The organism is Pseudoduganella sp. (genome assembly GCF_041914865.1).
Classification (GTDB): Bacteria; Pseudomonadota; Gammaproteobacteria; order Burkholderiales; family Burkholderiaceae_D; genus Rugamonas.
The window spans coordinates 77,947-100,091 of sequence record NZ_JAYSCO010000010.1 but is presented as its reverse complement, the minus strand read 5'-3'; the positions used below and the strand labels follow the sequence as shown (position 1 = coordinate 100,091).

At 62.9% G+C, this 22,145-nt stretch carries 23 protein-coding genes; 4 read left to right on the top strand and 19 right to left on the bottom strand.

Annotation, left to right across the window (positions count from 1 at the left end; genetic code table 11):
• Nucleotides 1-90 precede the first annotated feature (90 nt).
• Entirely contained in the window at nucleotides 91-1,059 is a 969-nt protein-coding gene (locus ACE3TQ_RS07480; RefSeq protein WP_374581391.1) for a LysR family transcriptional regulator, read from the bottom strand.
• A 102-nt stretch (nucleotides 1,060-1,161) separates the two neighbouring features.
• On the opposite strand from ACE3TQ_RS07480, the gene ACE3TQ_RS07475 reads away from it, so the two are divergent.
• Nucleotides 1,162-1,425, top strand: coding sequence for a hypothetical protein (locus tag ACE3TQ_RS07475; protein ID WP_374581390.1), 264 nt, complete (start codon nucleotides 1,162-1,164; stop codon nucleotides 1,423-1,425).
• Between the two features lie 19 nt (nucleotides 1,426-1,444).
• Here ACE3TQ_RS07475 and ACE3TQ_RS07470 read toward each other — a convergent pair whose 3' ends face one another.
• From ACE3TQ_RS07470 to ACE3TQ_RS07450, 5 genes are all read right to left on the bottom strand, one after another.
• Entirely contained in the window at nucleotides 1,445-2,041 is a 597-nt protein-coding gene (locus tag ACE3TQ_RS07470; RefSeq protein ID WP_374581389.1) for a chalcone isomerase family protein, read from the bottom strand.
• A gap of 64 nt (nucleotides 2,042-2,105) precedes the next feature.
• A complete protein-coding gene (locus ACE3TQ_RS07465; protein ID WP_374581387.1) occupies nucleotides 2,106-2,360 on the bottom strand; it encodes a YfhL family 4Fe-4S dicluster ferredoxin in 255 nt (84 codons plus the stop codon).
• 12 nt (nucleotides 2,361-2,372) lie between these two features.
• The gene (gene coaD / locus ACE3TQ_RS07460) at nucleotides 2,373-2,864 is read right to left on the bottom strand and encodes a pantetheine-phosphate adenylyltransferase (RefSeq protein WP_057262219.1); all 492 of its coding nucleotides are present in this window, start codon (nucleotides 2,862-2,864) and stop codon (nucleotides 2,373-2,375) included.
• A gap of 27 nt (nucleotides 2,865-2,891) precedes the next feature.
• Nucleotides 2,892-3,485 carry a 16S rRNA (guanine(966)-N(2))-methyltransferase RsmD gene (rsmD, locus tag ACE3TQ_RS07455; RefSeq protein ID WP_374581386.1) on the bottom strand — a complete coding sequence of 198 codons (594 nt, stop codon included), beginning with the start codon at nucleotides 3,483-3,485 and terminating at the stop codon, nucleotides 2,892-2,894.
• Between the two features lie 27 nt (nucleotides 3,486-3,512).
• A complete protein-coding gene (locus tag ACE3TQ_RS07450) occupies nucleotides 3,513-4,379 on the bottom strand; it encodes a DUF6279 family lipoprotein (protein ID WP_374581385.1) in 867 nt (288 codons plus the stop codon).
• A 28-nt stretch (nucleotides 4,380-4,407) separates the two neighbouring features.
• On the opposite strand from ACE3TQ_RS07450, the gene glmU reads away from it, so the two are divergent.
• Nucleotides 4,408-5,787, top strand: a complete 1,380-nt coding sequence (gene glmU / locus ACE3TQ_RS07445; RefSeq protein ID WP_374581384.1) for a bifunctional UDP-N-acetylglucosamine diphosphorylase/glucosamine-1-phosphate N-acetyltransferase GlmU — start codon at nucleotides 4,408-4,410, stop codon at nucleotides 5,785-5,787.
• Here the strand turns inward: glmU and ACE3TQ_RS07440 are convergent.
• Both ACE3TQ_RS07440 and ACE3TQ_RS07435 read right to left on the bottom strand, forming a co-directional pair.
• The gene (locus tag ACE3TQ_RS07440; RefSeq protein ID WP_374581383.1) at nucleotides 5,784-6,380 is read right to left on the bottom strand and encodes an ACP phosphodiesterase; all 597 of its coding nucleotides are present in this window, start codon (nucleotides 6,378-6,380) and stop codon (nucleotides 5,784-5,786) included. The two genes, glmU and ACE3TQ_RS07440, sit on opposite strands and share 4 nt — an antisense overlap.
• A gap of 330 nt (nucleotides 6,381-6,710) precedes the next feature.
• Nucleotides 6,711-7,169 (bottom strand): Lrp/AsnC family transcriptional regulator, encoded by a 459-nt coding sequence (locus ACE3TQ_RS07435; protein ID WP_374581382.1) that lies wholly within the window; start codon nucleotides 7,167-7,169, stop codon nucleotides 6,711-6,713.
• Between the two features lie 128 nt (nucleotides 7,170-7,297).
• On the opposite strand from ACE3TQ_RS07435, the gene glmS reads away from it, so the two are divergent.
• Nucleotides 7,298-9,127, top strand: a complete 1,830-nt coding sequence (gene glmS / locus ACE3TQ_RS07430; protein WP_374581381.1) for a glutamine--fructose-6-phosphate transaminase (isomerizing) — start codon at nucleotides 7,298-7,300, stop codon at nucleotides 9,125-9,127.
• A 113-nt stretch (nucleotides 9,128-9,240) separates the two neighbouring features.
• Here glmS and ACE3TQ_RS07425 read toward each other — a convergent pair whose 3' ends face one another.
• From ACE3TQ_RS07425 to ACE3TQ_RS07385, 9 genes are all read right to left on the bottom strand, one after another.
• On the bottom strand, nucleotides 9,241-10,161 hold the full coding sequence (locus ACE3TQ_RS07425) for a LysR family transcriptional regulator (RefSeq protein ID WP_374581380.1): 921 nt from the start codon (nucleotides 10,159-10,161) through the stop codon (nucleotides 9,241-9,243).
• A gap of 67 nt (nucleotides 10,162-10,228) precedes the next feature.
• Nucleotides 10,229-11,017: an SDR family NAD(P)-dependent oxidoreductase gene (locus ACE3TQ_RS07420; RefSeq protein WP_374581378.1), complete on the bottom strand. Its 789-nt coding sequence runs from the start codon at nucleotides 11,015-11,017 to the stop codon at nucleotides 10,229-10,231.
• A gap of 131 nt (nucleotides 11,018-11,148) precedes the next feature.
• Nucleotides 11,149-11,685 carry a hypothetical protein gene (locus ACE3TQ_RS07415; protein WP_374581376.1) on the bottom strand — a complete coding sequence of 179 codons (537 nt, stop codon included), beginning with the start codon at nucleotides 11,683-11,685 and terminating at the stop codon, nucleotides 11,149-11,151.
• Nucleotides 11,682-13,139 (bottom strand): aldehyde dehydrogenase family protein, encoded by a 1,458-nt coding sequence (locus ACE3TQ_RS07410; RefSeq protein ID WP_374581375.1) that lies wholly within the window; start codon nucleotides 13,137-13,139, stop codon nucleotides 11,682-11,684. The genes ACE3TQ_RS07415 and ACE3TQ_RS07410 overlap by 4 nt, the downstream gene beginning before the upstream one ends.
• Before the next feature lie 16 nt (nucleotides 13,140-13,155).
• The gene (locus ACE3TQ_RS07405) at nucleotides 13,156-14,679 is read right to left on the bottom strand and encodes a GMC family oxidoreductase (protein ID WP_374581374.1); all 1,524 of its coding nucleotides are present in this window, start codon (nucleotides 14,677-14,679) and stop codon (nucleotides 13,156-13,158) included.
• Between the two features lie 21 nt (nucleotides 14,680-14,700).
• Nucleotides 14,701-15,300, bottom strand: a complete 600-nt coding sequence (gene wrbA / locus ACE3TQ_RS07400) for an NAD(P)H:quinone oxidoreductase (RefSeq protein WP_374581373.1) — start codon at nucleotides 15,298-15,300, stop codon at nucleotides 14,701-14,703.
• Between the two features lie 16 nt (nucleotides 15,301-15,316).
• The gene (locus ACE3TQ_RS07395) at nucleotides 15,317-16,072 is read right to left on the bottom strand and encodes an alpha/beta fold hydrolase (RefSeq protein WP_374581372.1); all 756 of its coding nucleotides are present in this window, start codon (nucleotides 16,070-16,072) and stop codon (nucleotides 15,317-15,319) included.
• Between the two features lie 34 nt (nucleotides 16,073-16,106).
• Nucleotides 16,107-17,048, bottom strand: coding sequence for a catalase family peroxidase (locus tag ACE3TQ_RS07390; protein WP_374581371.1), 942 nt, complete (start codon nucleotides 17,046-17,048; stop codon nucleotides 16,107-16,109).
• Between the two features lie 9 nt (nucleotides 17,049-17,057).
• Nucleotides 17,058-17,540: a nuclear transport factor 2 family protein gene (locus tag ACE3TQ_RS07385; protein WP_374581370.1), complete on the bottom strand. Its 483-nt coding sequence runs from the start codon at nucleotides 17,538-17,540 to the stop codon at nucleotides 17,058-17,060.
• A 184-nt stretch (nucleotides 17,541-17,724) separates the two neighbouring features.
• Here ACE3TQ_RS07385 and ACE3TQ_RS07380 point away from each other — a divergent pair, with 184 nt between their 5' ends.
• Nucleotides 17,725-18,672, top strand: coding sequence for a LysR substrate-binding domain-containing protein (locus ACE3TQ_RS07380; protein ID WP_374581369.1), 948 nt, complete (start codon nucleotides 17,725-17,727; stop codon nucleotides 18,670-18,672).
• Here the strand turns inward: ACE3TQ_RS07380 and ACE3TQ_RS07375 are convergent.
• A complete protein-coding gene (locus ACE3TQ_RS07375; protein ID WP_374581368.1) occupies nucleotides 18,669-19,649 on the bottom strand; it encodes a Bug family tripartite tricarboxylate transporter substrate binding protein in 981 nt (326 codons plus the stop codon). The genes ACE3TQ_RS07380 and ACE3TQ_RS07375 overlap by 4 nt on opposite strands.
• 67 nt (nucleotides 19,650-19,716) lie before the next feature.
• Nucleotides 19,717-22,140: a hypothetical protein gene (locus ACE3TQ_RS07370; RefSeq protein ID WP_374581367.1), complete on the bottom strand. Its 2,424-nt coding sequence runs from the start codon at nucleotides 22,138-22,140 to the stop codon at nucleotides 19,717-19,719.
• Nucleotides 22,141-22,145 lie beyond the last annotated feature (5 nt).

Below are 22,145 nucleotides of genomic sequence, written 5' to 3'. Positions count from 1 at the left end.
ACCCAAAATGTCCACTTTGGGGTCAGGAAGAAAAGTGGACATTTCCCAAAAAAATGTCCACTTTTTTTCCTGACCCCAGGGTGGACATTTTTAGTAGGTATCGCTTTTCGGGGTGGTGCCGGGGGCGGTTTTTTGGGCGACGGTGTTCATGCCTTCAAGGTGGCTGCGCAGCCATTTGTGCGCTGGGCTGCGGGCGTCGCGTTCGTGCCAGAGCATGTCGAGGTGGACGGCCGGCAGCTGGAACGGCAGTTCTTTGTAGATCAGCGCGTCAGTCATGCCGGTGGAGGCCACCAGGTGCTTCGGCAGCACCGTGATCAGGTCGCTATTGGCGACCACGCGGCCGGCGGTGAAGAATTGGTTCACCGTGAGCAGGATGCGGCGCTCGCGCTGCAACTGGGCCAGCGCTTCGTCCACCAGGCCATGCGCCCGCCCGGAGAAGCTGACCAGCAGGTGGTTGGCCGCGCAGTAATTGTCCAGCGTGAGGTCCTGCTTGGCCAGCGGGTGGCCGCGCCGCATCACGGCGACGTAAATCCCGGAATACAGGCGTTCGTGGCGGATCGGCGAGCTTGGCTCGCTCATCAGCTGGGCGGCGACGCCCGGGAAGAAGCCGACCGCCAGGTCGATATCCCCGCGCAGCAGCATCGGCCGCGGTTCCCGTGTTGTCAAAGGAACCATGCGGATGTTCACGCCCGGCGCTTCGCGTTCAATCGAACGCATCAGGGAAGGCAGCCAGAACGCCGCCGTCGCATCCGCCATCGCCATGCGGAAGGTGGCGTGGGTCTTGGACACGTCGAAGGTGCCCGGCGTCACCGCCGCTTCCAGCGCGGCCAGGGCGCTGCGCACCTGCGGCCACAGCGCCTCCGCGCGTGGGGTCGGCTTCACGCCATACGCGGTGCGGATCAGCAGGTCATCGCCCAGGCTTTCGCGCAGGCGCTTGATGGCGTTCGACACCGCCGGCTGCGTCATGGCCAGGTGGCCGGCAGCGCGCGTCAGGTTCTGTTCCGTCATCACGGCATCGAAAACGCGCAACAGGTTGAGGTCGAGGGTCAGAAAGCTCATCGGTCATTCACCGCAATAATAATTGTTATCGGGAAACGGAATTGGCGTTATATGTTGCGCCGCACTATAGTGTCATCAGATTCTATAGGTTCGCAAACTGCCATGTCTACTTACATTAACATCATCGAATTCGCGCAGTACCTGCCGCTGGTGATCCTGGCGCTGGCGCTGGCCGTCGTGTTCAAGCCTATGCTGCGTGGTATCGCCCGCGCCGCACTGCTTGTCGTTAAGCCAAAGTTGAGCAAAGAGGAACGCCTGCAGCGCCGCCTGATGCGCGACACCATGATGTTCAAGCGTATGCTGAATTCGATGGAAGGCTCGCCGAGCCACGTCGCCGAACTGCGCGCCATGGCCTGCCGCGCATAAGCCTTCCGCAGCGCAGCAATTACTGTGGCGCAACCAGCATTTTAGGTTTCAGGGCGGCATCCACGGGCTTGTCGCCGATCCAGATGCGCATGATGGCGTTGAAGAACGCCACATCGGGCAGCACTTCCCCCACTTTCTTGCCGTTCAGCGTGGCTTGCGAGCCAACGCCAGGCGTCCAGTCGACGATCAGCTCGTCACCTTTCTTCAAGCCCGGGAACTGGGCAAACATTTCTCCGAATGCCTTGGTCTGCGGCAGCAGCTTGGTGCGTTCGTCCGCGCTGACGTTGTCGTTCAGGCCCTTCATGAAGGCCATGCCGAAGTCATCCGAAGTCAGGTCGCGCATCGGCATGATGCGGATGCGGCGCGGGCCGCTCGAGGCCAGCACGTCGGCCACTGTGGTTTTTTTCTCTTTCAGGTAGAAACCCAGCGCGTAGACTTTGAACACCAGCTTGCTGCGCACACCGGCGCCATTCAGCACCAGTTCTTGCCCGGCTACCGTGACGGTGTCTGGAAATTTGATGCCGCCCACTTCGGCGGCGAACGCGGGCAGGCTGCTCGCAGCCAGGATGGCGGCGGCAACTGCGCCTTGCATGATTTTGCGGCGGGTAAAGCTCATTTTGTCTCCGATGGTATGGGTAGCCTTTTGCAATATAACGCAGAGCCACCCATTTTGGGAGACATCAGCCTTTTTCGGCTTGCAGCTTGTCGAACTTGGCCATCAGCTGTTCCTTGCTTTCCCGCCAATCAGGGTTGAAAGGAATGCAAGAAACCGGACAGACCTGCTGGCACTGCGGTTCGTCGAAGTGCCCCACGCATTCGGTGCACTTGTTGGGATCAATTTCGTAGATCTCCGGACCCATGTAAATCGCGTCGTTCGGGCACTCGGGCTCGCACACGTCGCAATTGATGCAGTCGTCGGTAATCATTAAAGCCATGGCAATACTTTCTTACTCGCCTTTGCGGGCGGCGATCTTTTTCCGCAACCAGCGGTCGACGGAGGGGAATACAAACTTGGAAACATCACCGCCAAGCTCGGCAATCTCGCGCACGATCGTGCCCGAGATGAACTGGTACTGGTCGGATGGGGTCAGGAACAGCGTTTCCACATCCGGCAGCATATAGCGGTTCATGCCCGCCATCTGGAATTCGAACTCGAAGTCGGATACCGCGCGCAGGCCGCGCACGATCACGCGCGCGTCGTGTTCGCGCACAAAGTCCTTCAGCAGCCCGGAAAAGCTCTCGACTTTGACGTTGGGATAATGGCCCAGCACTTCATTGGCAATTTCCAGCCGTTCTTCCAGGGTGAAGAACGGGTGCTTGTTCTGGCTGTCGGCCACGCCCACGATCAGCGTGTCGAACAGGCCCGATGCACGGCGCACCAGGTCTTCGTGACCCCGGGTCAGCGGGTCGAACGTACCCGGATAAACTGCTACAACCATTACGACTCCCGTCAGGATAAAGAAGGATTATGCCTCATTTTCAGGCAACGCCTGCAGCAGGTGGAAGTAGACCATGCCCGCCTTGTCGGCGCGCACCACGTCCCAGCCCGCCAGCGCCAGCGGCGCTTCGGCTTCCGCATACACCAGGCCGCCCTCTTTGAGCAGCGCGCGGCACAGCGGCAGGGCACGCTCCAGCAAACCTTGCTGGTAGGGCGGATCGAGGAAGATCAGGTCGAAACGCGCACCGCGGCCGGCCAGCGCCTGGGCGGTCGCCAGGGCGTCGCCGCGCTGGATGGCGATATTGCTCGCCTTCAGCTTTTCACGGTTGGCTTCCAGCTGGCGCACCACGGCGCTGTTGGCATCGACCATGGTGACCTTGCCGGCGCCGCGGCTGGCGGCCTCGAAACCGAGGGCGCCGCTGCCGGCGAACAGGTCCAGCACCTGCGTCTCGCTCCAGGGAGCGTCCTGCAGGTGGTTGATCCAGTTGAAGACGGTTTCGCGCACGCGATCCGGCGTCGGGCGCAGGCCCAGTGCTTCCAGCACGGGCAGCGGGGTGCGCTTCCAGTCGCCGCCGATGATGCGGACCTGGTTGGGGACTTTCTTCTTTTGCATGGGCGGCATTATCTCATGCCCGCCATGGGCGCAGGCCTATTGCGCCTGCGCCGCCAGGGTATTCAAGTCCCTGATCCAACCCTCCATGCGCTTGTGCGCGTGGGCCTTTTGCTCGGGCGTGGCAATGCGCAGCACTGTGTGCACAAGTTCCACCGTGCCTTGCGTGTAGCTGTCGAAGAATGCTTTGCGCTCGGAATGGCCAAACCGGTCGAAGCTGGTGCGGATCATGTCTTCCACCCATTGCGTGGCGACCTGCTTGCTGGGCTGCTCCAGCATGATCTTGCGCGCCAGCGCCAGCACCTTCTGCTGGCGGCGGATCCGTTCGTCCAGCCACAGCTCGTTATTCAGCGGCCGCGCGTCGGAAGCGCGGCGGATGATGGCTTCCTGCTCATTGCTGAAATCGCCGAACCACAGCTCGAACTGCTCCATCGACTTTTTGAAGCGGAACTTGTTCTGGTCTTCCTGGTCGCCCTTCATCACCTTCCTGCGGAAGTCGACGTTATTCTTGTTGAACTTCTTCTCCATGGTTTCCAGCTGGTCGGGCTTGAGCGAGAGCGCCATGTCCGCGATCTCGGGCGCCGAACGCAGCAGCAGGGCCTCGGTGCGGTCGCGGATATCCACATAATTGGCCAGCAGCTCGGCCTGGGTGACCTCGCCCTTCAGCTGGCGCTGGCCGCGCTGCAGCAGCTGCACATAGTCCTGCAGCTGGGTCTTGCGGTGCCAGCGGAAGAACTCATTGATGTCCTGCTTGACCTCCGCCTTCTGCGCACTGTCGAAGTCGACGTAAGCGTCCAGCCACCAGTACAGCAGGGTGTCGGCGTTGTTATACGCCAGGCGCAGGGAGCTGCACGCTGCGAGCAGAATGGCAAAAGCCAGCACGATGCACGTGTTAAACTTTTTCATATTTCAACTCACACAAGAATCACGGTCTATGAACGTCGTCATCCTCGCCGCAGGCATGGGTAAGCGCATGCAGTCGGCGCTGCCAAAAGTACTCCATCCCGTTGCGGGCAAGTCCCTGTTGTCCCACGTCATCGACACCGCGCGCAGCCTGTCCCCGGCCAAATTGTGCGTTATTTACGGGCACGGCGGCGCAGCGGTGCTGGCTTCGCTGGAGCAGCACAAGGCCGTGCCGGGCACCGAGATCTCGGCCGCCCTGCAGGAGCCGCAACTGGGCACCGGCCACGCCGTGCAGCAAGGCCTGGCCCACCTGGACGACGACCAGCCGACCCTGGTGCTGTACGGTGACGTGCCGCTGACCTCCGCCGCCTCGCTCAAGCGCCTGGCGGATGCGGCCGGCAAGGACAAACTGGGCATCCTGACCGTGGTGCAGGATAACCCGTTCGGCCTGGGCCGCATCGTCCGCGTCGGCGGCGCCATCCAGCGCATCGTTGAAGAGAAGGATGCCACAGAAGCCGAGCGCCTGATCAAGGAAATCAACTCCGGCATCATGGTGATCCCGACCGCCAAGCTGAAGCAGTGGCTGGGCAAGCTGAAGAACGAAAACGCACAAGGCGAGTACTACCTGACCGACATCGTCGCCATGGCCGTGGAAGAAGGCGTGCAAGTCGTCTCCGCCCACCCGGCCGCGCCATGGGAAGTGCTGGGCGTGAACAGCAAGGCCCAGCTGGCCGAACTGGAACGCATCTACCAGCGCAACGTCGCCAACGCGCTGCTCGACAAGGGCGTCACGCTGGCCGACCCGAACCGCATCGACGTGCGCGGCGAACTGAGCTGCGGGCGCGACGTCACTATCGACGTCGGCTGCGTCTTCGAAGGCAAGGTCGAAATCGCCGATGGCGCCACCATCGGCCCGAACTGCGTGCTGGTCAACGCCCGCATCGGCGCCGGCGCCAACATCAAAGCCTTCACCCACATCGAAGACGCCGTGGTCGGCGCCGCCTCCCAGATCGGCCCATACGCCCGCCTGCGTCCCGGCACCGAGCTGGGCGAAGACGTCCACGTTGGCAACTTCGTCGAAATCAAGAACAGCCAGGTTGCCGCCCACTCCAAAGCCAACCACCTGGCCTACATCGGGGACGCCACCATCGGCTCGCGCGTGAACGTCGGTGCCGGCACCATCACCTGCAACTACGACGGCGCCAACAAGTTCCGCACCGTGATCGAAGACGACGCCTTCATCGGCAGCGACAGCCAGCTGGTGGCGCCGGTCACCGTCGGCGCAGGCGCCACCATCGGCGCCGGCACCACTCTGACCAAAGACGCCCCCGCCGGCAAACTCACCATCTCGCGCCCCAAGCAGCTGACCATTGAAGGCTGGAAGCGCCCGGTCAAGGTCAAGAAGGCCTAAGCCAGCGAAAACTGCCGGCGGCGCTGGTAGGTGAACTTCACCAGCTCGGGGAAGAAGCGGTCAAAGCCTTGCGCGATCGCTTCGTAGTGCTGCTGCACTTCCCCGATGCCCTCGCGCAGCAGGTGGCCGTTGCGGCTTAGCCTGTCCGACATCCGGGTCAATGCCAGCTCGACGCCGCTGAACTCCCCATAGGCCCCCAGCCAGTCCTGCTTGATCAGCTTAGGCAGGATTTCGCGCAGCCGCTCCGGCAATTGCTGCTCGTGCGACGCTAGCGCACCGTAAAAGCGCTCGATCAGCTGGCTGCGCGGCTCCTCGCAGTAATCATCCCAGCGCTGGCTCAGGACGTGGTCGTAAAACACGTCCAGCACGATACCCGCATAACGCCGCCGCCCCTCGCCAAACAGGCTCTTCGCCTCCAGCACCACCGGGTGGCTGTCCGTGAACGAATCGATAAAACGGTGCAGCGCAATTTCGTTCGCGATCTCCGGCGTGTAGTGCTCGCTGCCGTTCGCCTTCACAAAATCACCCAGCATGGCCCCGACCATGGCGGCTTCGCTGTGGCGGGCCAAGTAGATGTGCGCGAGATAGTTCATTACCCCATTCTACTGCTGTGGATAAAGATGTGTAAAAGCTGGTGCATTTCCGCCTGAAAACCGCTGTACAGGTATGGGATAAGCACCCAAGTGGTATGCCCCTTTTGTCCACACTGCAGGCCGGATACCTGGTTCTGTGGAAAAACTTGGGGAATACCAGCTGATAAGTATGGATAACCTGAAACTGTGGATAAAGATGTGGGAAACCTTGCGGAAAACGCGGGGAAAGTCAGTGGGAAACGCGGGAAAACCGCAAGCGGGCTAACTGGCCCTGTGGATGAATATGTGCATAAGCCTGTGTTTACCCCGGTATAACCGGGGATAACCGCCTTACACCGTAATGCTGGTCTCGAACTTGCTCCGGAAAGTGGAAAAGTAGGCCTTCACATTGCGCACATTGGCCTGGCCCGCGAACAAACGGTGCGCCAGCGCATGGTAGGCCGGCATATCCGCCACCTGCACAATCAGCACAAAATCCGGCCCCGGGGAAACGCGATAGCACTGCAACACCGCCGGCTCCGGCGCTACCAGTGCCTCAAACTCCGCCATGCGCTCCGCCGCCTGGATATCTAAAGAGATTTCCACAACCGCCGTCAGGTGCGCCCCCACCTTTTCCGGCGCCACCAGCGCCACTTCGCGCTCGATCACCCCGCTCTCGCGCAAATGTTTGACCCTGCGCAAACAGGTGGGCGGGGAAACGTGGACAGCAGCAGCCAATTCCGCGTTAGTCTGGGAAGCATCCTTCTGCAATGCATTCAGGATTCGGCGATCAATTTCATCAAAGTCCATAATTTGAAAGAATATTTCGCGCTAAGCGCGGTAAGAAATATTCTTTCATTGTATCGCCAAAACAGAAAGCAAATTTCTTAGCGCCTGCTCTACGATCCAATCAATTAACTTTTTCAGAAGAGGTTCATATGTGCGGTATCGTCGGCGCTGTCGCCCAGCGCAACATCACCCCTATCCTGGTAGAGGGCCTGAAGCGCCTGGAATACCGCGGCTATGACTCCTGCGGCGTCGCCCTGCACCTGGACGGCAAACTGCAGCGCTCGCGCAGCACCTCGCGCGTGGCCGACCTGGAAAAGCAGATCAACGAAGGCGGCCTGAACGGCTTCACCGGCATCGCCCACACCCGCTGGGCCACCCACGGCGCCCCCGCCTCGCACAACGCCCACCCGCACTTCTCCCCAAGTGAAGACGCCGCCCGCATCGCCCTGGTCCACAACGGCATCATTGAAAACCACGACGAACTGCGAGCCGAACTGACCGCGCTCGGCTACGTCTTCACCAGCCAGACCGACACCGAAGTGATCGCCCACCTGGTTGCCCACATGTACAACGGCGACCTGTTTGAAACCGTGCAGCAGGCCGTCAAGCGCCTGCACGGCGCCTACGCCATCGCCGTGTTCTGCCGCGACGAACCGCACCGCGTGGTCGCAGCGCGCCAGGGTTCGCCGCTGATCGTCGGCCTGGGCCAGGGTGAAAACTTCGTCGCCTCCGACGCCATGGCGCTGGCCGGCACCACCGACCAGATCATCTACCTGGAAGAAGGCGACGTGGTCGACCTGCAGCTGGGCCGCACCTGGATCGTCGACGTCAACGGCAAGCAAGTGCAGCGCGAAGTGAAGACCGTGCACGCCCACACCGGCGCCGCCGAACTGGGCCCATACCGCCACTTCATGCAGAAAGAGATCTTCGAACAGCCACGCGTGGTCGGTGACACCCTGGAAGGCGTCACCGGCGTCATGCCCGAGCTGTTCGGCGACGGCGCCTACAAGGTATTCAAGGAAATCGACCGCGTCCTGATCCTGGCCTGCGGCACCAGCTACTACGCCGGCCTTACTGCCAAGTACTGGATCGAATCCATCGCCAAAGTCCCGGTCAACGTGGAAATCGCCTCCGAATACCGCTACCGCGATAGCGTGCCGAATCCGAAGACCCTGGTGGTCACCATCTCCCAGTCCGGCGAAACCGCCGACACCATCGCCGCCCTGAAGCACGCACGCGAACTGGGCATGCAGCACACCCTGACCATCTGCAATGTCTCCACCAGCGCCATGGTGCGCGAGTGCAAACTCGCCTACATCACCCGCGCCGGCGTGGAAGTCGGCGTGGCCTCCACCAAAGCCTTCACCACCCAGCTGGCCGCCCTGTTCCTGCTGACCCTCAGCCTGGCGCAAGTGAACGGCCTGCTGACCGATGAACAGGAAGCCGCCCACCTGAAAGCCATGCGCCACCTGCCATCCGCCATCGGCTCCGTGCTGGCGCTGGAACCGCAGATCATCGCCTGGGCCGAAGAATTCGCGCGCAAAGAAAACGCCCTGTTCCTGGGCCGCGGCATGCACTACCCGATCGCCCTGGAAGGCGCGCTCAAGCTGAAAGAGATCTCCTACATCCACGCCGAAGCCTATCCCGCCGGCGAACTGAAGCACGGCCCGCTGGCGCTGGTCACCGACGAAATGCCGGTGGTCACCATCGCCCCCAACGACGCCCTGCTGGAGAAGCTGAAGTCGAATATGCAGGAAGTGCGTGCACGCGGCGGCCAGCTCTACGTCTTCGCCGACGTCGACTCGCGCATCACCTCCGGCGATGGCCTGCACGTGATCCGCCTGCCGGAGAACTATGGCCCGCTGTCCCCGATCCTGCACGTGGTCGCCCTGCAGCTGCTGGCCTACCACACCGCCCTGGCACGCGGCACCGACGTCGACAAGCCACGCAACCTGGCCAAATCGGTGACGGTGGAATAAGAGAAAGCGGCGCGCAATGACGCGCCGCGCTCCCCGCGATCCACTTGCAGTCCCGGTCTTGGCCGGAATAAGCGGCTGGACGCACGCTACGGTTCTGCGGGAGCGGCTGGATCCTAACGCTTCGCGTCGCCCTTGAGTTCAAGGATGGGAGCCAGCTTCTCAACTACGAAATCAATGAAGGTCCGGATGCGCGGTGGGATGTGCTTCTGGTTCAGGAAGATGATGTTGATCTCCTCAACATCGCCAGCGTTGTACTGCGGTAGCAGTTCGACCAGGTCGCCGCGCTGGATATCGTCGTAGACGTGGAACATGCCCAAGCGGCTGATGCCCAAGCCTTGCAGCGTAAGTTCGCGCATGGTCTCGCCATTGTTCGTCTTCATCGCCGCATCGACCGCAAGGTGTAGTAGTTTGCCGTCAACCGTAAATGGCCATTCATCCAGCGCGCGGCGGAAGTTGAAGTTCAGGCAGTCGTGGTGCTGCAAGTCAGCCGGAACCTGCGGTGCCGGATGGATCGCCAGGTAGGACGGCGCCGCAACCACGACCTTCCTGCTGATGCCTAGCCGGCGCGCGCGGAAGCTGGCGTCGTGCAGGGGACCCATGCGAATCGCGACATCGACCTCGTCGCGTTGAAGTTCGATCTTGGAATCCGTCAAAGAGATGTCGATCTTTACTTCCGGGTAAATGGCTTTGAATTCGCGCAGGAGCGGCAGCAGGTAATGCTGCCCAAACGGCAGCGACGCATTCACGCGCAACAGCCCGCGCACCTGGGAAAATCCTTGCGTCACACTGAGTTCCGCATCCTCGATATCCTGCAGGATGCGGGTGCAGTTGGCGTAAAACTCACGTCCTTCGGCGGTCAATGTGATGCTGCGCGTGGAACGCTTGAATAGCTGCACGCCAAGGCGCGCCTCGGTCCGCGATACCAGTTTGCTGACGGCCGACGGCGACATGTTCAGCAATTCGGCCGCAGCGGAAAAGCCTCCCGTTTCCACCACCTTTGCGAAAACCAGCATTTCCCCGCTGCGATTATCCAAGCCTGCTCCCTAAGCCAAATGGCGACGGCAAATCATACCAGTGCCATCGCGCCAGGCGGCAATTCCATCAAGCGATGGTCTGGACCGTGCCGCCCTCGGCGCGGATGGCGGCACCGTTGATGACGGCAGCGCGCTCGCTGGACAGGAAGGCGACCACATTCGCCACCTCCGCCGGTTTCGCCAGGCGGTAGATCAGCGACGAAGGGCGGTTTTCGTCCATGAACTTGCGCTCCGCGTCGGCGTACGCCAGGCCAGGGTTGACGGACTGGATGAAGGACTTCAGGCTCTCCGTTTCGGTCGGTCCGGGCAGCACCGCGTTGACCGTCACCGCGGTGCCTTTGGTGAGCTCCGCCAAGCTGCGCGAAATGGAAAGCTGGGTCGCTTTGCTGGCGCTGTAATGGGCCATGGAGGCCATCGGCGTCAGCGCCACTTCGCTTGAGATAAAGATCACCCGGCCATGCCCGCGTTCCAGCATGGCTTTCATGTAGGTGCGGGCCAGGCGCACGCCGCTCCAGACGTTGGTCTCGAACATGCGCTGCCAGTCCGCGTCCGTCGTGCTGAAGAAGTCATTCAGCGCATACGTGCCCATATTGTTGACCAATATGTCGATCTGGGGGAATTTGGCAGCGGCCTGTTGTTCCGCGCCGGGCACGCTGAGGTCTGTCGCAAGCGCCAGTACCCGCTCGGCGCCGTACTTGTCGGCCAATGCCGCCACAGCCGGGGCGACGGTGGCTTCGCTGCGGCCATTGATGATGACGGTGGCGCCTTCCCGCAGCAGGCGGTCCGCGATGGCGAAGCCGATACCGGAAGTGGACGCGCTGACCAGCGCGGTTTTGTGGTTCAGGTCCAGGTTCATATATCCCTCGTTGGTAGGTAGTGAAATCGAGACCGAAGAATAGGCCCGATGGAACGAGGGAAAAATGCGGCTAAAGGAACAACGCCTGTGAATCAGATTCGCAAGACCCAGGAGCCCCGCCAGTGCGGCCTTTAGCGGGACAGCCAGCCAGAGACAGCTTTCACATAGCGCGGCATCACCACATACACCATCAGCCAGACCAACAGGACTGTCGCGCACAATTGCTGCAGCGCGGGCGGCAAGCCCCAGTCCCTGGTCAGCCAGCGCAACAGCATGGGAACCCCCTGGCTCAGAGGATAAATGGCAGACAGCGTCAGCAGGAATTGCTTGAACGGACGCGGCTGGCGCATGGCCGGCATAAACCACAGGCCCATGCCGGCCTCCACCCGTTCGGCATGCAGCAGCAGGGGTTGCAGCTCATTGACCAGGCGCGAGCGCTGCTGCGAGCCGAGCCAGGTTTGCAGTTGTGCGTGCGTGGAGAAATGCACCAGTAGCGTGTATAAAGTTTCTTTCCTCTTCGGCCGCATCACCGCTACACCCTGGAAGCCGACGAAGCGTTGGCATTCCAGGGTAACGACGGCGATCCAGGCTTCATACCGCCCCCTATCCGCCGGGGCGATCGCATGCTGCACCAGCAGGGTGGCCTGGTCTGCCGTACCCTCGTTCACAGCTTGGTGAAGGTGATGTGTTTGCACTCCAGGAAGTCGTCGATCGATGACACGCCGTTCAGGCGACCCTGGCCGGATTGCTTGTAGCCGCCTTCTTCAAACTCATCGAACACCTGGGCCCAGTCGTTGATCCAGATCGTGCCAGCCTTTATCTTGCGCGCCACGCGCAGCGATCGTTTGACATCGCGGGTCCAGACGGCGGCGGCGAGGCCGTATTCGCTGTCGTTGGCCAGCGTCACGACTTCCTCTTCGGAGTCGAATACCTGTAACGTCATCACCGGACCGAAGGTTTCCTGCTGCACGATAGGCATTTTGGCGTCATACACTTCCAGCAGCGTCGGGCGGTAGAAGGCGCCTGCAGCGAGTGGCCCTTCACTCAGCGGGCCGCCGCGCAGTAGCACTTTCGCGCCGGAGGCGATGGCCTGGCTTACCACAGCATCAACACGTGCCACATTGGCCCGGTCGATCAGCGGTCCCATATCGCTGGACGGATCGGCGGCTGGGCCGACACGCACGGCCGCCAGCAGTGCTGCCAGGCGTTCGCGCACTTGCGCCGCAATAGAGCTGTGCACCAGCAGCCGCGACCCGGTCATGCAGAACTGGCCGGCAAACACGGTCAGCGATTTGGCGATGACTGGCAGCGCTTCGTCCAGGTCCGCATCGCAGAACAGCAGGTGCGGCGTCTTGCCGCCCAGTTCCAAACCGAAGCGCTTGAGCTGCTGCGCGCCGACAGCGGAAATGGCTTGGCCGGTGCGGGTCGATCCGGTGAAGCTGATCGAGGGTACGTCGGGCGACGCCACCATCAGCTTGGCGCCTTCCGCCCCCGATTCGGTGAACAGGTTGATGACGCCGCGCGGCAGCGATGGGGCTTCCGACATAATGCGGGCCACCAGCGCATTGACTTGCGCTGTTTGGCCAGGCATCTTGATCACCACCGTTGTGCCGGCAGCCAGTGCCGGTGCCAGTGAGCGCACCATCAGAATCACGGGTGAATTCCACGGCACCATGATACCGGCCACGCCAACCGGCTCGCGCAGCAGCACGGAGACCGCATTGGTGCGCGGCGTCCCGCTGCGGCCGAACTCCGTGCGCGCCAGCGCGCCGGCGAAGCGCAGTTTGGATGGTGCCATATCGACTTCAAAGCCTGCTTCCGGCTTGATTTTGCCGTTCTCTAATGCCAGCAGTTCGATCAGTTCTTCACGGTGGCGCTCAAAAGCGGCGGCCAGTTCTTCCAGCACGCGGGCGCGCAGCAGCGCATCTTCCGACCAGTTGCCCAGCTCGAAGGCTTTGCGGGCAGCGCTGATGGCCAGTTGCGCTTCATGGGCTCCGCCATCGGCGTATTGGCCGATCACCTCGCCGGTGGCGGGATTGAAAGAGTTGGTGGTGGCGGCGGAGGCCAGCCATTCGCCGTTGATCCAGTGCCGCGCGAGCGGGTTGTGTTCAGTTTTATTCATGGCTAATCCTGCGCATTCAGAAAAAACGGGCAGCTGCGTGTTCGGCAACTGCAATGGTGGTGATATTGGTGGCGACCGAAACGGTGTCGGGGAAAACGGACGCGTCGATTACGCGCAGGCCCTGCAGCCCGCGCACACGGCATTCCAGGTCCAGCACTGCATGCGGATCGCCGTCGCGTCCCATCGGCACGGTGGATGTCGGGTGGTGGTAGGTGTCCAGCGTGTCGCGGATGGAGCGCTCGATGGTGGCGTCGTCTTCAACGCCGGCACCAGGCGACAGCTCGGCGTGCACCATCGAGGACAGCGGCTCGGATTGGCCCAGCTTGCGTGCCAGCTTCACCCCTTCCAGCAAGCGTGCGCGGTCGCCCGCATCGGCCAGGAAATTCAGGTCGATCGATGGCGCTGCCAGCGGATCGCGCGACTTAAGGCGCAAAGTGCCAACGGATTGCGGCAGCGTCAGCGCCACGGCAAGTACGAAGCCAATCTTGGTCGGGCTCAGCTCATGCGGGAACAGGTGGGTCGCGGTAATGTGCAGATCCAGCTCGCCTGGCTTGGCCAGGCTGCTGCGGGTCCACAGCTTGGCGCCGATGGCGGGCGATTGCGCGCCGATCACCTCGGGCCGTGCGGCGTAGGCGTTGTAGTAAAACGGGTGGTCTTTCAGTCGGCGGCCCACCGGTAGGTCTGCTACCGGCTGGATATCGATTGCCGCCAGCTCATCGGCCGGGCCAACGCCGGAACGCAGCAGGATGGCGGCGCTGCCGTAGGCACCGGCACTGAGCACAATTTCTCTGGCCTTGATCATCTGGCCATCCGCCAGGCGCACGCCGACCGCCTGCTTGCCCTCGAATAGCACGCGATCCACGGTCACGCCGCCATGCACGTGCAGGTTGCGGCGTGCGCGTACCCCGTTGCCCAGGTAAGCCATGCCGGTATTGACGCGTACGCCGTTCACCACATTCATGCGGTATGGGCCGACGCCGTGCGGGTTCGGGCCATCGAAGTCGCCCACGGCAGCATAACCCTCGGCGCGTGCGGCATCGGTGAAGGCGCGTTGCATCGGCGTGATGTCTTCGCGCGTCAACTGGCGCACCGGTAGTGGGCCGCCGGCGCCATGCAGTTCGGTGGCGCCGCCGTCGCTGTCTTCCAGGCGCTTGAACGACGGCAGCAGGTCCTCGTACGACCAGCCGGGCAGGTTCCAGTGCTGCAGGTCGCTGGCACGGGCGCGGATCGCCACTGCGCCATTAATGGCGGAGCTGCCTCCCAATACTTTGCCGCGCAGGGCGCCGACCGCGTGGCCGATGTAGCCTGGTTCGCTGCGGTAACCCCACTCGTGCTGCGGGTCGCCTCCAAGGCTGTCGCTGCTGCTGATATTTGCGGGGTAAGACCAGGCAGGATGCGCCGGGCCAGCTTCCAGCAGCAGCACATTGCGGTCAGCGCGTTCGCTCAGGCGCGAGGCCAGCACTGCGCCGGCCGAGCCGCCGCCCACTACCAGCACGTCCACGGTGCCGGGCAATTCTTGTACAGAGAAATTGGAGTTCATGGATATCGTATTCAAGGTGGTTTAACCGAACAGCTTGATGGCGGTCTGCGCGACCAGCTCGCCCTGGTGGCGCGCGCCGGCAAGGTCGATGGCGCTGGGCTGGCGCGACCCGTCGTTGCCGGCGATGGTGCCCGCGCCGTAAGGAGAGCCGCCCACGATTTCGTCGGAGCTCATCTGGCCGGTATGGCTGTAAGGCATGCCAACGATGACCATACCGAAGTGCAGCAAGTTCGTAATGACCGAGAACAGAGTCTGCTCATGGCCGCCATGCTGCGTGCCGGTGGAGGTGAATGCCGCGCCGACCTTGCCGTTGAAGGCGCCGCGCGCCCACATGCCGCCGGTCTGGTCGAGGAAAGCGGCCATCTGCGAAGCCATGCGGCCATAGCGGGTCGGCGTGCCGATGACGATGGCGTCGTAGTGTTCCAGATCTGCGGCGGTGGCGACCGGCGCCAACTGGTCAAGCTTGAAGCGTCCGCGTTGTGCCACTTCCACCGGCACTGTTTCCGGCACGCGCTTCACATCCACACTTGCGCCGGCCGCGCTCGCGCCTTCTGCAATGGCATGCGCCATGTGCTCGATATGCCCGTAGGAAGAGTAATAAAGGACCAGAACCTTGGCCATGTTGTCTCCTGTTGAATTATTGCTGGATACCGGCGGCTTCCAGGATTACCTGGGCAACTGCGGCCGGGTGGGAACGGTGCGGCACGTGGCTGGCAGGCAGGCTGCTGGTCTTGGCCTTGATGCGGCCCGCCATGCTGCGCTGCAGGTCCGGCGGGATCATGCGGTCTTGCTCGCTCACGATGTACCAGGACGGTTTGCTGCTCCAAGCGGCGGTGCTGATCGGCTCACCAAATGCTTTGGCGTGGATCGCGCCCTGGGTTGCGGCCATCAAGGTGGTGGTCGCAGCCGGCAGGTCCTGTGCGAAATCGTTGCGCATGCCTTGTGCCGACAGCGTCAGGTAGCCATGCGCGTCCACGACGAACTCGCGTTCACCCGGCGAGGGTGGATGGTTCCTTCCCAGCTCGCCGGTGGCCTGGCCGGTGCCCGGTGCGAACGCGGCGACGTAGACCAGCGCTGCAACCTTGTCGTGGGTACCGGCTTCGGTGATGACGCTGCCGCCCCACGAGTGGCCGACCAGCACCACCTTGCCCGGCGCCGCGTCGATAGCGCGGCGCGTGGCGGCGGCGTCGCCGGCCAGCGAGTCAAGGCTGTTCTGCACGGCCTGTACATGCAAGCCCTTCGCTTGCAGCAGTGGGATCACCTGCGCCCAGTCGGAGCCGTCGGCGAAAGCGCCGTGCACCAGCACTACCGAGGCTGGGGTTGTGCTGGTGTGGGCCTGTGCGCCCAGTGTGGATACGGCCAGCAGGGCCGAAGCAATGGTGTTACGCAGCATATGTCTTCTCCAAAAAAAAATGTAGGGGGTGTTGTTAGCGTCGGCGGCTGGCGGCCAGGCGGTACAGCGCGTTGCGGAGCGGGACCATGGGGTCGTCGGATAGCTGTACGCCGTCAATCAGGCGCGCCGGGTTGAGCGCCAACTGGCTTGAGGCTTGCACCTGGTCGCTCGCGAGTGCTTCGATTTGCAGTTCGCCCAGCACCTGCTCGTGTCGTGCTTGCGGGCCGTAATACGGCCAAGGCTGCGAGCCGTCGGCGGTATCGTCGCCGTTGCCAGCCAGCTGGAATATCAGGCGCATCGCCGCCGGGCCTTGCGCCAGCCGTGCCTCCAGCTCGTCGGCAAGATAGTTCTCCGCCAGCGTTGGCACTTCGTGTTCCGGCACGGTTTCGGGCGGCGCCAGAGGTTCGAATCGGTAGCGGCCCGTGCTCAGCGTGCCATCCGCAGCCGCCAGTACAAAGGCGTTGATGCCGAAGTAATGGATCGTGGTGTAGCTGCGCGGCGGCGGCTTCACTGTCTCCAGGTAATGGCGCGCACGCGGGTGGGAAGCCAGGAATGTTTCCAGCGGCGCCGGATCAGGCGCGGTGGGCGAAACTGATGCTGCAATGCCTTGCAGGAAAGCCAGGAATTCGCGCGGCGTCGCCACGGGGAAACCGTCGAAGGAATGCGCCACGATATCCGTGCCTGCACCCTCTCCCGCATGGAAGCGGATGCCCAGGCCTCGCGGGCTGGCCATCATGTCGCCGTCTGGCGTTTGCGGCACGCCGCTGAAATTGCTGAAGCGCACCGTGACTGGCACCGGCTGCCCCTGCAAGTGGGCCGCCCGCGACAGGCGGGCTGCCTCGGGCGCCGCAGTGAAGGTGCCGTGCGCCACGATACCCTTCGAATGGGTGGCCCGATAGCCTGTATGGTGGCCGAAAGTCGCGTGAATCGCGGCCAGCAGATCTTCCAGCAGCGCTTCGTCTTGAAGCTGGATCATGGTCGCGCCTCAGGATGCTTTGAAAGTCTCGTCCTGGCGGTCGACCCAGGGCTGGAACTTTTCGGCAGGCCAGTTCGGGTCAACGTGCGAGGTACGGTCGATGCACTTCCATACGCCGCCGCGCTTTTCAAACTTGTCAAAGTAGGTGCCGGTGGAGAGGAAGCCTTCGTCACCCTCGCGCCAGGTGACAACCCAGTTCCACTCCACGCTGGCCTTGTCGCCCGCGCCGTCGATGACGAAGGTGCCCAGCGAATGGCGCATGCGCTTCATTGGGAACACGCTGTGCGCGTAGTCGTACAGTTGCTTCAGGCCGGCCGCGCCGCTGAAGACATTCTGGCGGATGTCGTTGACGGTGAACCTGGCCTCCGGCCAATACAGCGAGACGTATTTTTCCGCTGATGCGCGGCTGGCGTCATTGTCGATATAGCGCTGGTGCAGGTGCAGTTGCTCGAAGATTTCAAAGCGGTCGAGGGTGGAAAGCTGGGTGGTCATGGCCGGGTTCCTTGCGTGGATGGTCGGGAAAAAGCGGGCCAATTCTAGGTTTGTATAGATGGCTACCACTAGTCACTGGAAACGGCCAGGACCTTCCCGCCTGTGGGACAGTGACGTCCCCGCATGCGTGCTAAACTGCCGCCCGCTTTCTGATTTGATAACCCTTCTCTGCAACACGTCGCCCATGCTTGACCTGAACGACTTACAGTATTTTGTGATGGTGATCGACAATGGCGGCTTCAATCCCACCGCCCGTGCGCTCGGCATCCCCAAATCGAGCCTGAGCCGGCGTATCGCCCTGCTCGAAGAACGCCTGGGCGTACGCCTGATCGTGCGCAATACGCGCAGTTTCAAGGCGACAGAGGTGGGCCAGACCTATTACACACACTGCCGCGCCATGTTGGCGGCAGCGACGGCGGCCGAGGAATCGATCGCCATGAGCAGCAACGAGCCGGCCGGCCTGCTGCGGCTGACTTGCCCGATCGCCTTGCTGGAGGAGTGTGTAGGCCTGATGGTGACGCAGTTCATGGTGCAGTATCCGCGCGTCGAGGTGCAGCTGGAGGCCACCAACCGCGTGGTGGACGTAGTGGCGGAGGGCGTGGACATCGCGCTGCGCGTGCGTGTGCCGCCAGTGGAGGATTCTGACCTGATCTCGCGCGCGTTGTCGCAACGCGTGCAGCGCCTGGTAGCCAGCCCCGACTTGCTGCAGCGCTTGGGCACACCAGCCTCGCCGGACGACCTGGCGCGCTTCCCCAGTGCATACCATGGGCGCATGCAGCGCGACTACAGCTGGACCTTGTATCACCAAGGGGGCGCCATTCGCACCGTGCAGCACCGCCCACGCCTGGCGGTCAACGATATGCACATGCTGCGCCGCGCCGCCCTGTCCGGCATCGGCATTGTGCAGTTGCCGAGCGCACAGGTACACCACGACCTGGCACAGCGCCAGCTGGTCGAAGTTTTACCCGGTTGGGCGCCTAAAACGGAGGTGGTGTATGCGGTGATGCCGACGCGGCGCGGCATGCTGCCCGCGACGCGTTTGCTGGTGGACTTCCTGGCGGAACGGTTCTCCTTGCTCGACGACCCGTTCCGCGGCCCGGTCCGTGAGACCGGGCAATGTGAAACGGTTTAGTCGACCGTCGCGCCGCTATCCTTCACCACCTTGCCCCACTTGGCATGTTCGGCGTGCACGAACTTGCTGAAGTTTTCAGGGGTGTCGCCGACGTAGGCCGAGCCGGTATCGGCCAATACCTTCTGGAAGTCGGCGCCCTTCATTACTTTCTGGGCTTCGGCATTGATCTTGGCGATCACGTCCTTCGGCGTGCCGGCCGGCGCGAACAGGCCATACCAGGCGTAGGACTCAATGGTCGGCAGGCCGGATTCGGCGAAGGTTGGCACGTCCGGCAGCAGCGGCGAGCGCTGGGCGCTGGTGATGGCAATGACCTTCACTTTGCCGCTCTTAATGTGCGGCATGATCGCGATGGTGCTGTCGAACATCATCGGCACGTGGCCGCCCAGCAGGTCGGAGATGGCCGGTGCGGAACCCTTGTACGGTACATGGTTCATCTGCAGCTTGGTGGTGCTGGAGAACAGCTCGCCGGTCAGGTGCTGCGGCGTGCCGTTGCCGGACGAGGCGAAGGAGAAGTCGCCCTTCTTCGACTGGATGTGGGCCATCAGCTCTTTCAGGTTTTTCGCCGGCATGGACGGGTGCACCACCAGCACCAGCGGCACACGCAGCAGGTTGGTGACCGGCGCCAGGTCCTTCAGCGGGTCGAAGCTCATGTTCTTGTACAGGCTTGGGTTGATGACGATCGGCGCGCTGGAGGTGACCAGCAGGGTCTGGCCGTCAGGCTTCGAGCGCACCACGGCAGCCGTGCCGATATTGCCGCCGCCGCCGGCGCGGTTGTCGATGACGAACGGCTTGCCCAGGTTTTCGTTCAAGCCTTTACCGAGCGGGCGCGCGGCAATGTCCGATGGGCCGCCTGGCAGCCACGGCACTACCACCGTGACGTTACCGCTTGGCCAGCCTTGTGCGAAGGCGCTGAAGGAGAGAACAGAAGCGGCAACCGCAAAACCGAGCGACTTAGCCGTGGTGGAGAAAAAACGCATAGCTGATCCTTTTGAAAGTGATATCCGCAGAGATTATCACTTTCGCGGCAGTATCGCAGCGTCATTTCTATTCGACTGGCCGTCCCGTTTTCAGGGCTTTGCGTGCATTCTCGTTGCCCAGCTTGGCGGCCCGGCGCCAATGGTTCATGGCGCTGGCGCGGTCCGGCTTGTCCAGGCCGGCGCCGGTCCAGTCCAGCATGCCCAGGTTATACAGTTCGGCAGGCTCGTCGCGCGCGGCACCCATGGCAACCCACTTGCGCGCTTTGACCAGGTCGACCGGTACGTTCACGCCCTTGAAATGGATCATGCCGAGGAAATGCATGGCGCCCAGGTGGCCCCGCTCGGCCGCCGACTCCAGGTGGCGCAGTCCCTGCTCCATATCGAAGTGGCCGCCGTTCTTGTTAATCTCGATCATTCCCTGCGTGGCATAGCCCCAGGCATCGTCCACTGCCATCGCCTTTTCCGCCCAGGGACGGGCCGCTTCGACGCGCTGGCGCATATCCGACTGGCGGGCCTGTTCCGGGCTCAAGCCTTCGCCCAGCAACACCATCCAGCCGTAGGGGCCGTAGGCCGCCTTATTCCCGTCCTGCGCCAGGACTTCCAGCGTGGCGCGCGCGGGACCGACCGCGCCCGACTTGTGCTGTTTCATGGCTTCGCTAATAGCGCCCTGTTCCGCCGGGGAGGGCCGCTGCGCACCGGCTGCCGTGGCCGCGCTGGCATGCGGGCCTTGCTTGGGGAGGAGCCAGGCGCTGCCCGCCAGTGCCAGCACTACTGGCGCCAGTACCAGGAACGTCGCGGTGCGGTCGCGCTTGCCTTTGCGCGCCAATGCCATGGCACGCAAGGCTTTGGCATCCCCGCCCAAGGCCTGTGCCAATACCTTGCGCAGGCGATGGCGGAATAGCCACAGGCTGGCGGGCAGTGCCAGGGCGCCCAGCAGCAGGCCGGCCACCAGGCCCGACCACCACCAGCCGCCCAGCGCCAGCAGCAGCGCGGCCAGCATCCCTTGCCACCAGTTGCGTTTGGCGAAGCGGGTGTAGACATGGCGCAGGGAGCCCAATACCGCCTTCTCGATGGTCTCGGCATATTGTTGGGAAATCACGCCGGCATGGCCGGCCGCTGCTTCGCCATCGAGCACCGCTTCCACCACGTCGGCGTTCAGTTCCGAGGCGGCCACGTGCTGCAATGGTTCGAGCAGCTTTTGCACATCGGTGGCGAATAGGCCATCGTCCGCCATCAGGGCCAGTGCCCGGTTCAAGGCTTGCAGGTCGCGCTGCAGCAGGTCTTCCACCATATTGTCCAGGGTCAGCCAGCGCAGCTCGCGGCCATAGGCCACCAGCTTGTAGCACGCCTCGCCGCACTGCGCTGCCAGCCGCACCAGGCGCACCGGCATCTTGTAGCGCACCACCATGCCCTCGTCCTGGCCAATCCGCTGCAGTGCGCGCATGCGCACGCCGCTGGCCTGTGCCGCAAGCGGGTGCGGGCCCTCCTTCTGCACGATCTGGCGCGCATCGTCCGGCATGCCGTCCGCGCTGGCCACGGCATGGGTGGCTGCCACGTGCACGTCGCTCCAGGCAATGCCGCCCACCTCGCCGGAACCGTCGCATGGTGTGCATTTCAGTTCACCCCTGCCGGCGCAAGTATTGCAGCGGATCTCGCCGGTGCCGAAGCAGGTTGGGCAGCGGATCTTGGCGGTGCCATAGCAAGTGCCGCAGTCGACCTTGCCGCCGAAGCACACGTTGCAGCGGTCGTACACAGTCCGCGAACGCGGCTGGCTCACGGTTTCGGAACCGTTGTTGTGGTAGACGGTCACGTACTCGGTGTAGTACTCCGTCCTTTGCGTTTGCCCGCTGCCGTAGCAGTTGCTGCAATTGACCTTGCCGAATGAACAGCTGAAGTTGGTGCAGTTGATTTGCAGGTTGCCGTAGCAATGGTGGCAGCCTTCACTGCCGCGCCCGTGGCATACATGGCACCGGTTCTTGCCCTGGCCGGCGCAGCCGGTGCAGGTATCCAGGTCGTAATAGCGGACTGCGGCGCCCAGGTACAGGCCCGATTCCACCTGGTTGTAGGCGGTCTCCGGGTCGCGCAGCTGTTGTTCCAGCTTATCCATTGCCTGCCGCAGCATGCCAGGCCGCTGGCTGGCGGCATGGCCCCAGTTGTCCAGCATGGATTCTCCGCGCACGTCCGAGCTGCGGGGTTTGAAGTGGCCGTTGATGTTACGTTCTTCCACGCGTGCCTCGAACGCATAGCCTACTTCCATTTCATATGGATACTCCGCATCGTCCTCGCTCACCGGCTGGATATCTTCCGGCTCGAAGCGTGTCTTGTCGCGCACCAGCGAGCGGATCTTGGCCAGCGTCTCGCTGACAGGCGCAGCCTGGGCCGAAGCCGCTTCGGTAGCGGCAGCCACGCCGCAGTTGTCGCAAAACGCCGCGTCTTCGGCGTAAGGCGTGCCACATGCCCCGCAAGCGGCGCGCCGGGTATCGTTATCCATATTTT

What these genes read in the sequence shown, in the direction of transcription:
- ACE3TQ_RS07465 (WP_374581387.1), bottom strand. Translation starts at nt 2,360, where the DNA reads ATGGCTTTAATGATTACCGACGACTGCATCAATTGCGACGTGTGCGAG.
- ACE3TQ_RS07390 (WP_374581371.1), bottom strand. Translation starts at nt 17,048, where the DNA reads ATGATCCAGCTTCAAGACGAAGCGCTGCTGGAAGATCTGCTGGCCGCG.
- ACE3TQ_RS07405 (WP_374581374.1), bottom strand. Translation starts at nt 14,679, where the DNA reads ATGAACTCCAATTTCTCTGTACAAGAATTGCCCGGCACCGTGGACGTG.
- ACE3TQ_RS07440 (WP_374581383.1), bottom strand. Translation starts at nt 6,380, where the DNA reads ATGAACTATCTCGCGCACATCTACTTGGCCCGCCACAGCGAAGCCGCC.
- ACE3TQ_RS07370 (WP_374581367.1), bottom strand. Translation starts at nt 22,140, where the DNA reads ATGGATAACGATACCCGGCGCGCCGCTTGCGGGGCATGTGGCACGCCT.
- ACE3TQ_RS07480 (WP_374581391.1), bottom strand. Translation starts at nt 1,059, where the DNA reads ATGAGCTTTCTGACCCTCGACCTCAACCTGTTGCGCGTTTTCGATGCC.
- glmU (WP_374581384.1), top strand. Translation starts at nt 4,408, where the DNA reads ATGAACGTCGTCATCCTCGCCGCAGGCATGGGTAAGCGCATGCAGTCG.
- ACE3TQ_RS07450 (WP_374581385.1), bottom strand. Translation starts at nt 4,379, where the DNA reads ATGAAAAAGTTTAACACGTGCATCGTGCTGGCTTTTGCCATTCTGCTC.
- ACE3TQ_RS07410 (WP_374581375.1), bottom strand. Translation starts at nt 13,139, where the DNA reads ATGAATAAAACTGAACACAACCCGCTCGCGCGGCACTGGATCAACGGC.
- ACE3TQ_RS07380 (WP_374581369.1), top strand. Translation starts at nt 17,725, where the DNA reads ATGCTTGACCTGAACGACTTACAGTATTTTGTGATGGTGATCGACAAT.
- ACE3TQ_RS07435 (WP_374581382.1), bottom strand. Translation starts at nt 7,169, where the DNA reads ATGGACTTTGATGAAATTGATCGCCGAATCCTGAATGCATTGCAGAAG.
- wrbA (WP_374581373.1), bottom strand. Translation starts at nt 15,300, where the DNA reads ATGGCCAAGGTTCTGGTCCTTTATTACTCTTCCTACGGGCATATCGAG.
- glmS (WP_374581381.1), top strand. Translation starts at nt 7,298, where the DNA reads ATGTGCGGTATCGTCGGCGCTGTCGCCCAGCGCAACATCACCCCTATC.
- ACE3TQ_RS07385 (WP_374581370.1), bottom strand. Translation starts at nt 17,540, where the DNA reads ATGACCACCCAGCTTTCCACCCTCGACCGCTTTGAAATCTTCGAGCAA.
- ACE3TQ_RS07420 (WP_374581378.1), bottom strand. Translation starts at nt 11,017, where the DNA reads ATGAACCTGGACCTGAACCACAAAACCGCGCTGGTCAGCGCGTCCACT.
- ACE3TQ_RS07470 (WP_374581389.1), bottom strand. Translation starts at nt 2,041, where the DNA reads ATGAGCTTTACCCGCCGCAAAATCATGCAAGGCGCAGTTGCCGCCGCC.
- ACE3TQ_RS07375 (WP_374581368.1), bottom strand. Translation starts at nt 19,649, where the DNA reads ATGCGTTTTTTCTCCACCACGGCTAAGTCGCTCGGTTTTGCGGTTGCC.
- ACE3TQ_RS07475 (WP_374581390.1), top strand. Translation starts at nt 1,162, where the DNA reads ATGTCTACTTACATTAACATCATCGAATTCGCGCAGTACCTGCCGCTG.
- ACE3TQ_RS07395 (WP_374581372.1), bottom strand. Translation starts at nt 16,072, where the DNA reads ATGCTGCGTAACACCATTGCTTCGGCCCTGCTGGCCGTATCCACACTG.
- rsmD (WP_374581386.1), bottom strand. Translation starts at nt 3,485, where the DNA reads ATGCCGCCCATGCAAAAGAAGAAAGTCCCCAACCAGGTCCGCATCATC.
- coaD (WP_057262219.1), bottom strand. Translation starts at nt 2,864, where the DNA reads ATGGTTGTAGCAGTTTATCCGGGTACGTTCGACCCGCTGACCCGGGGT.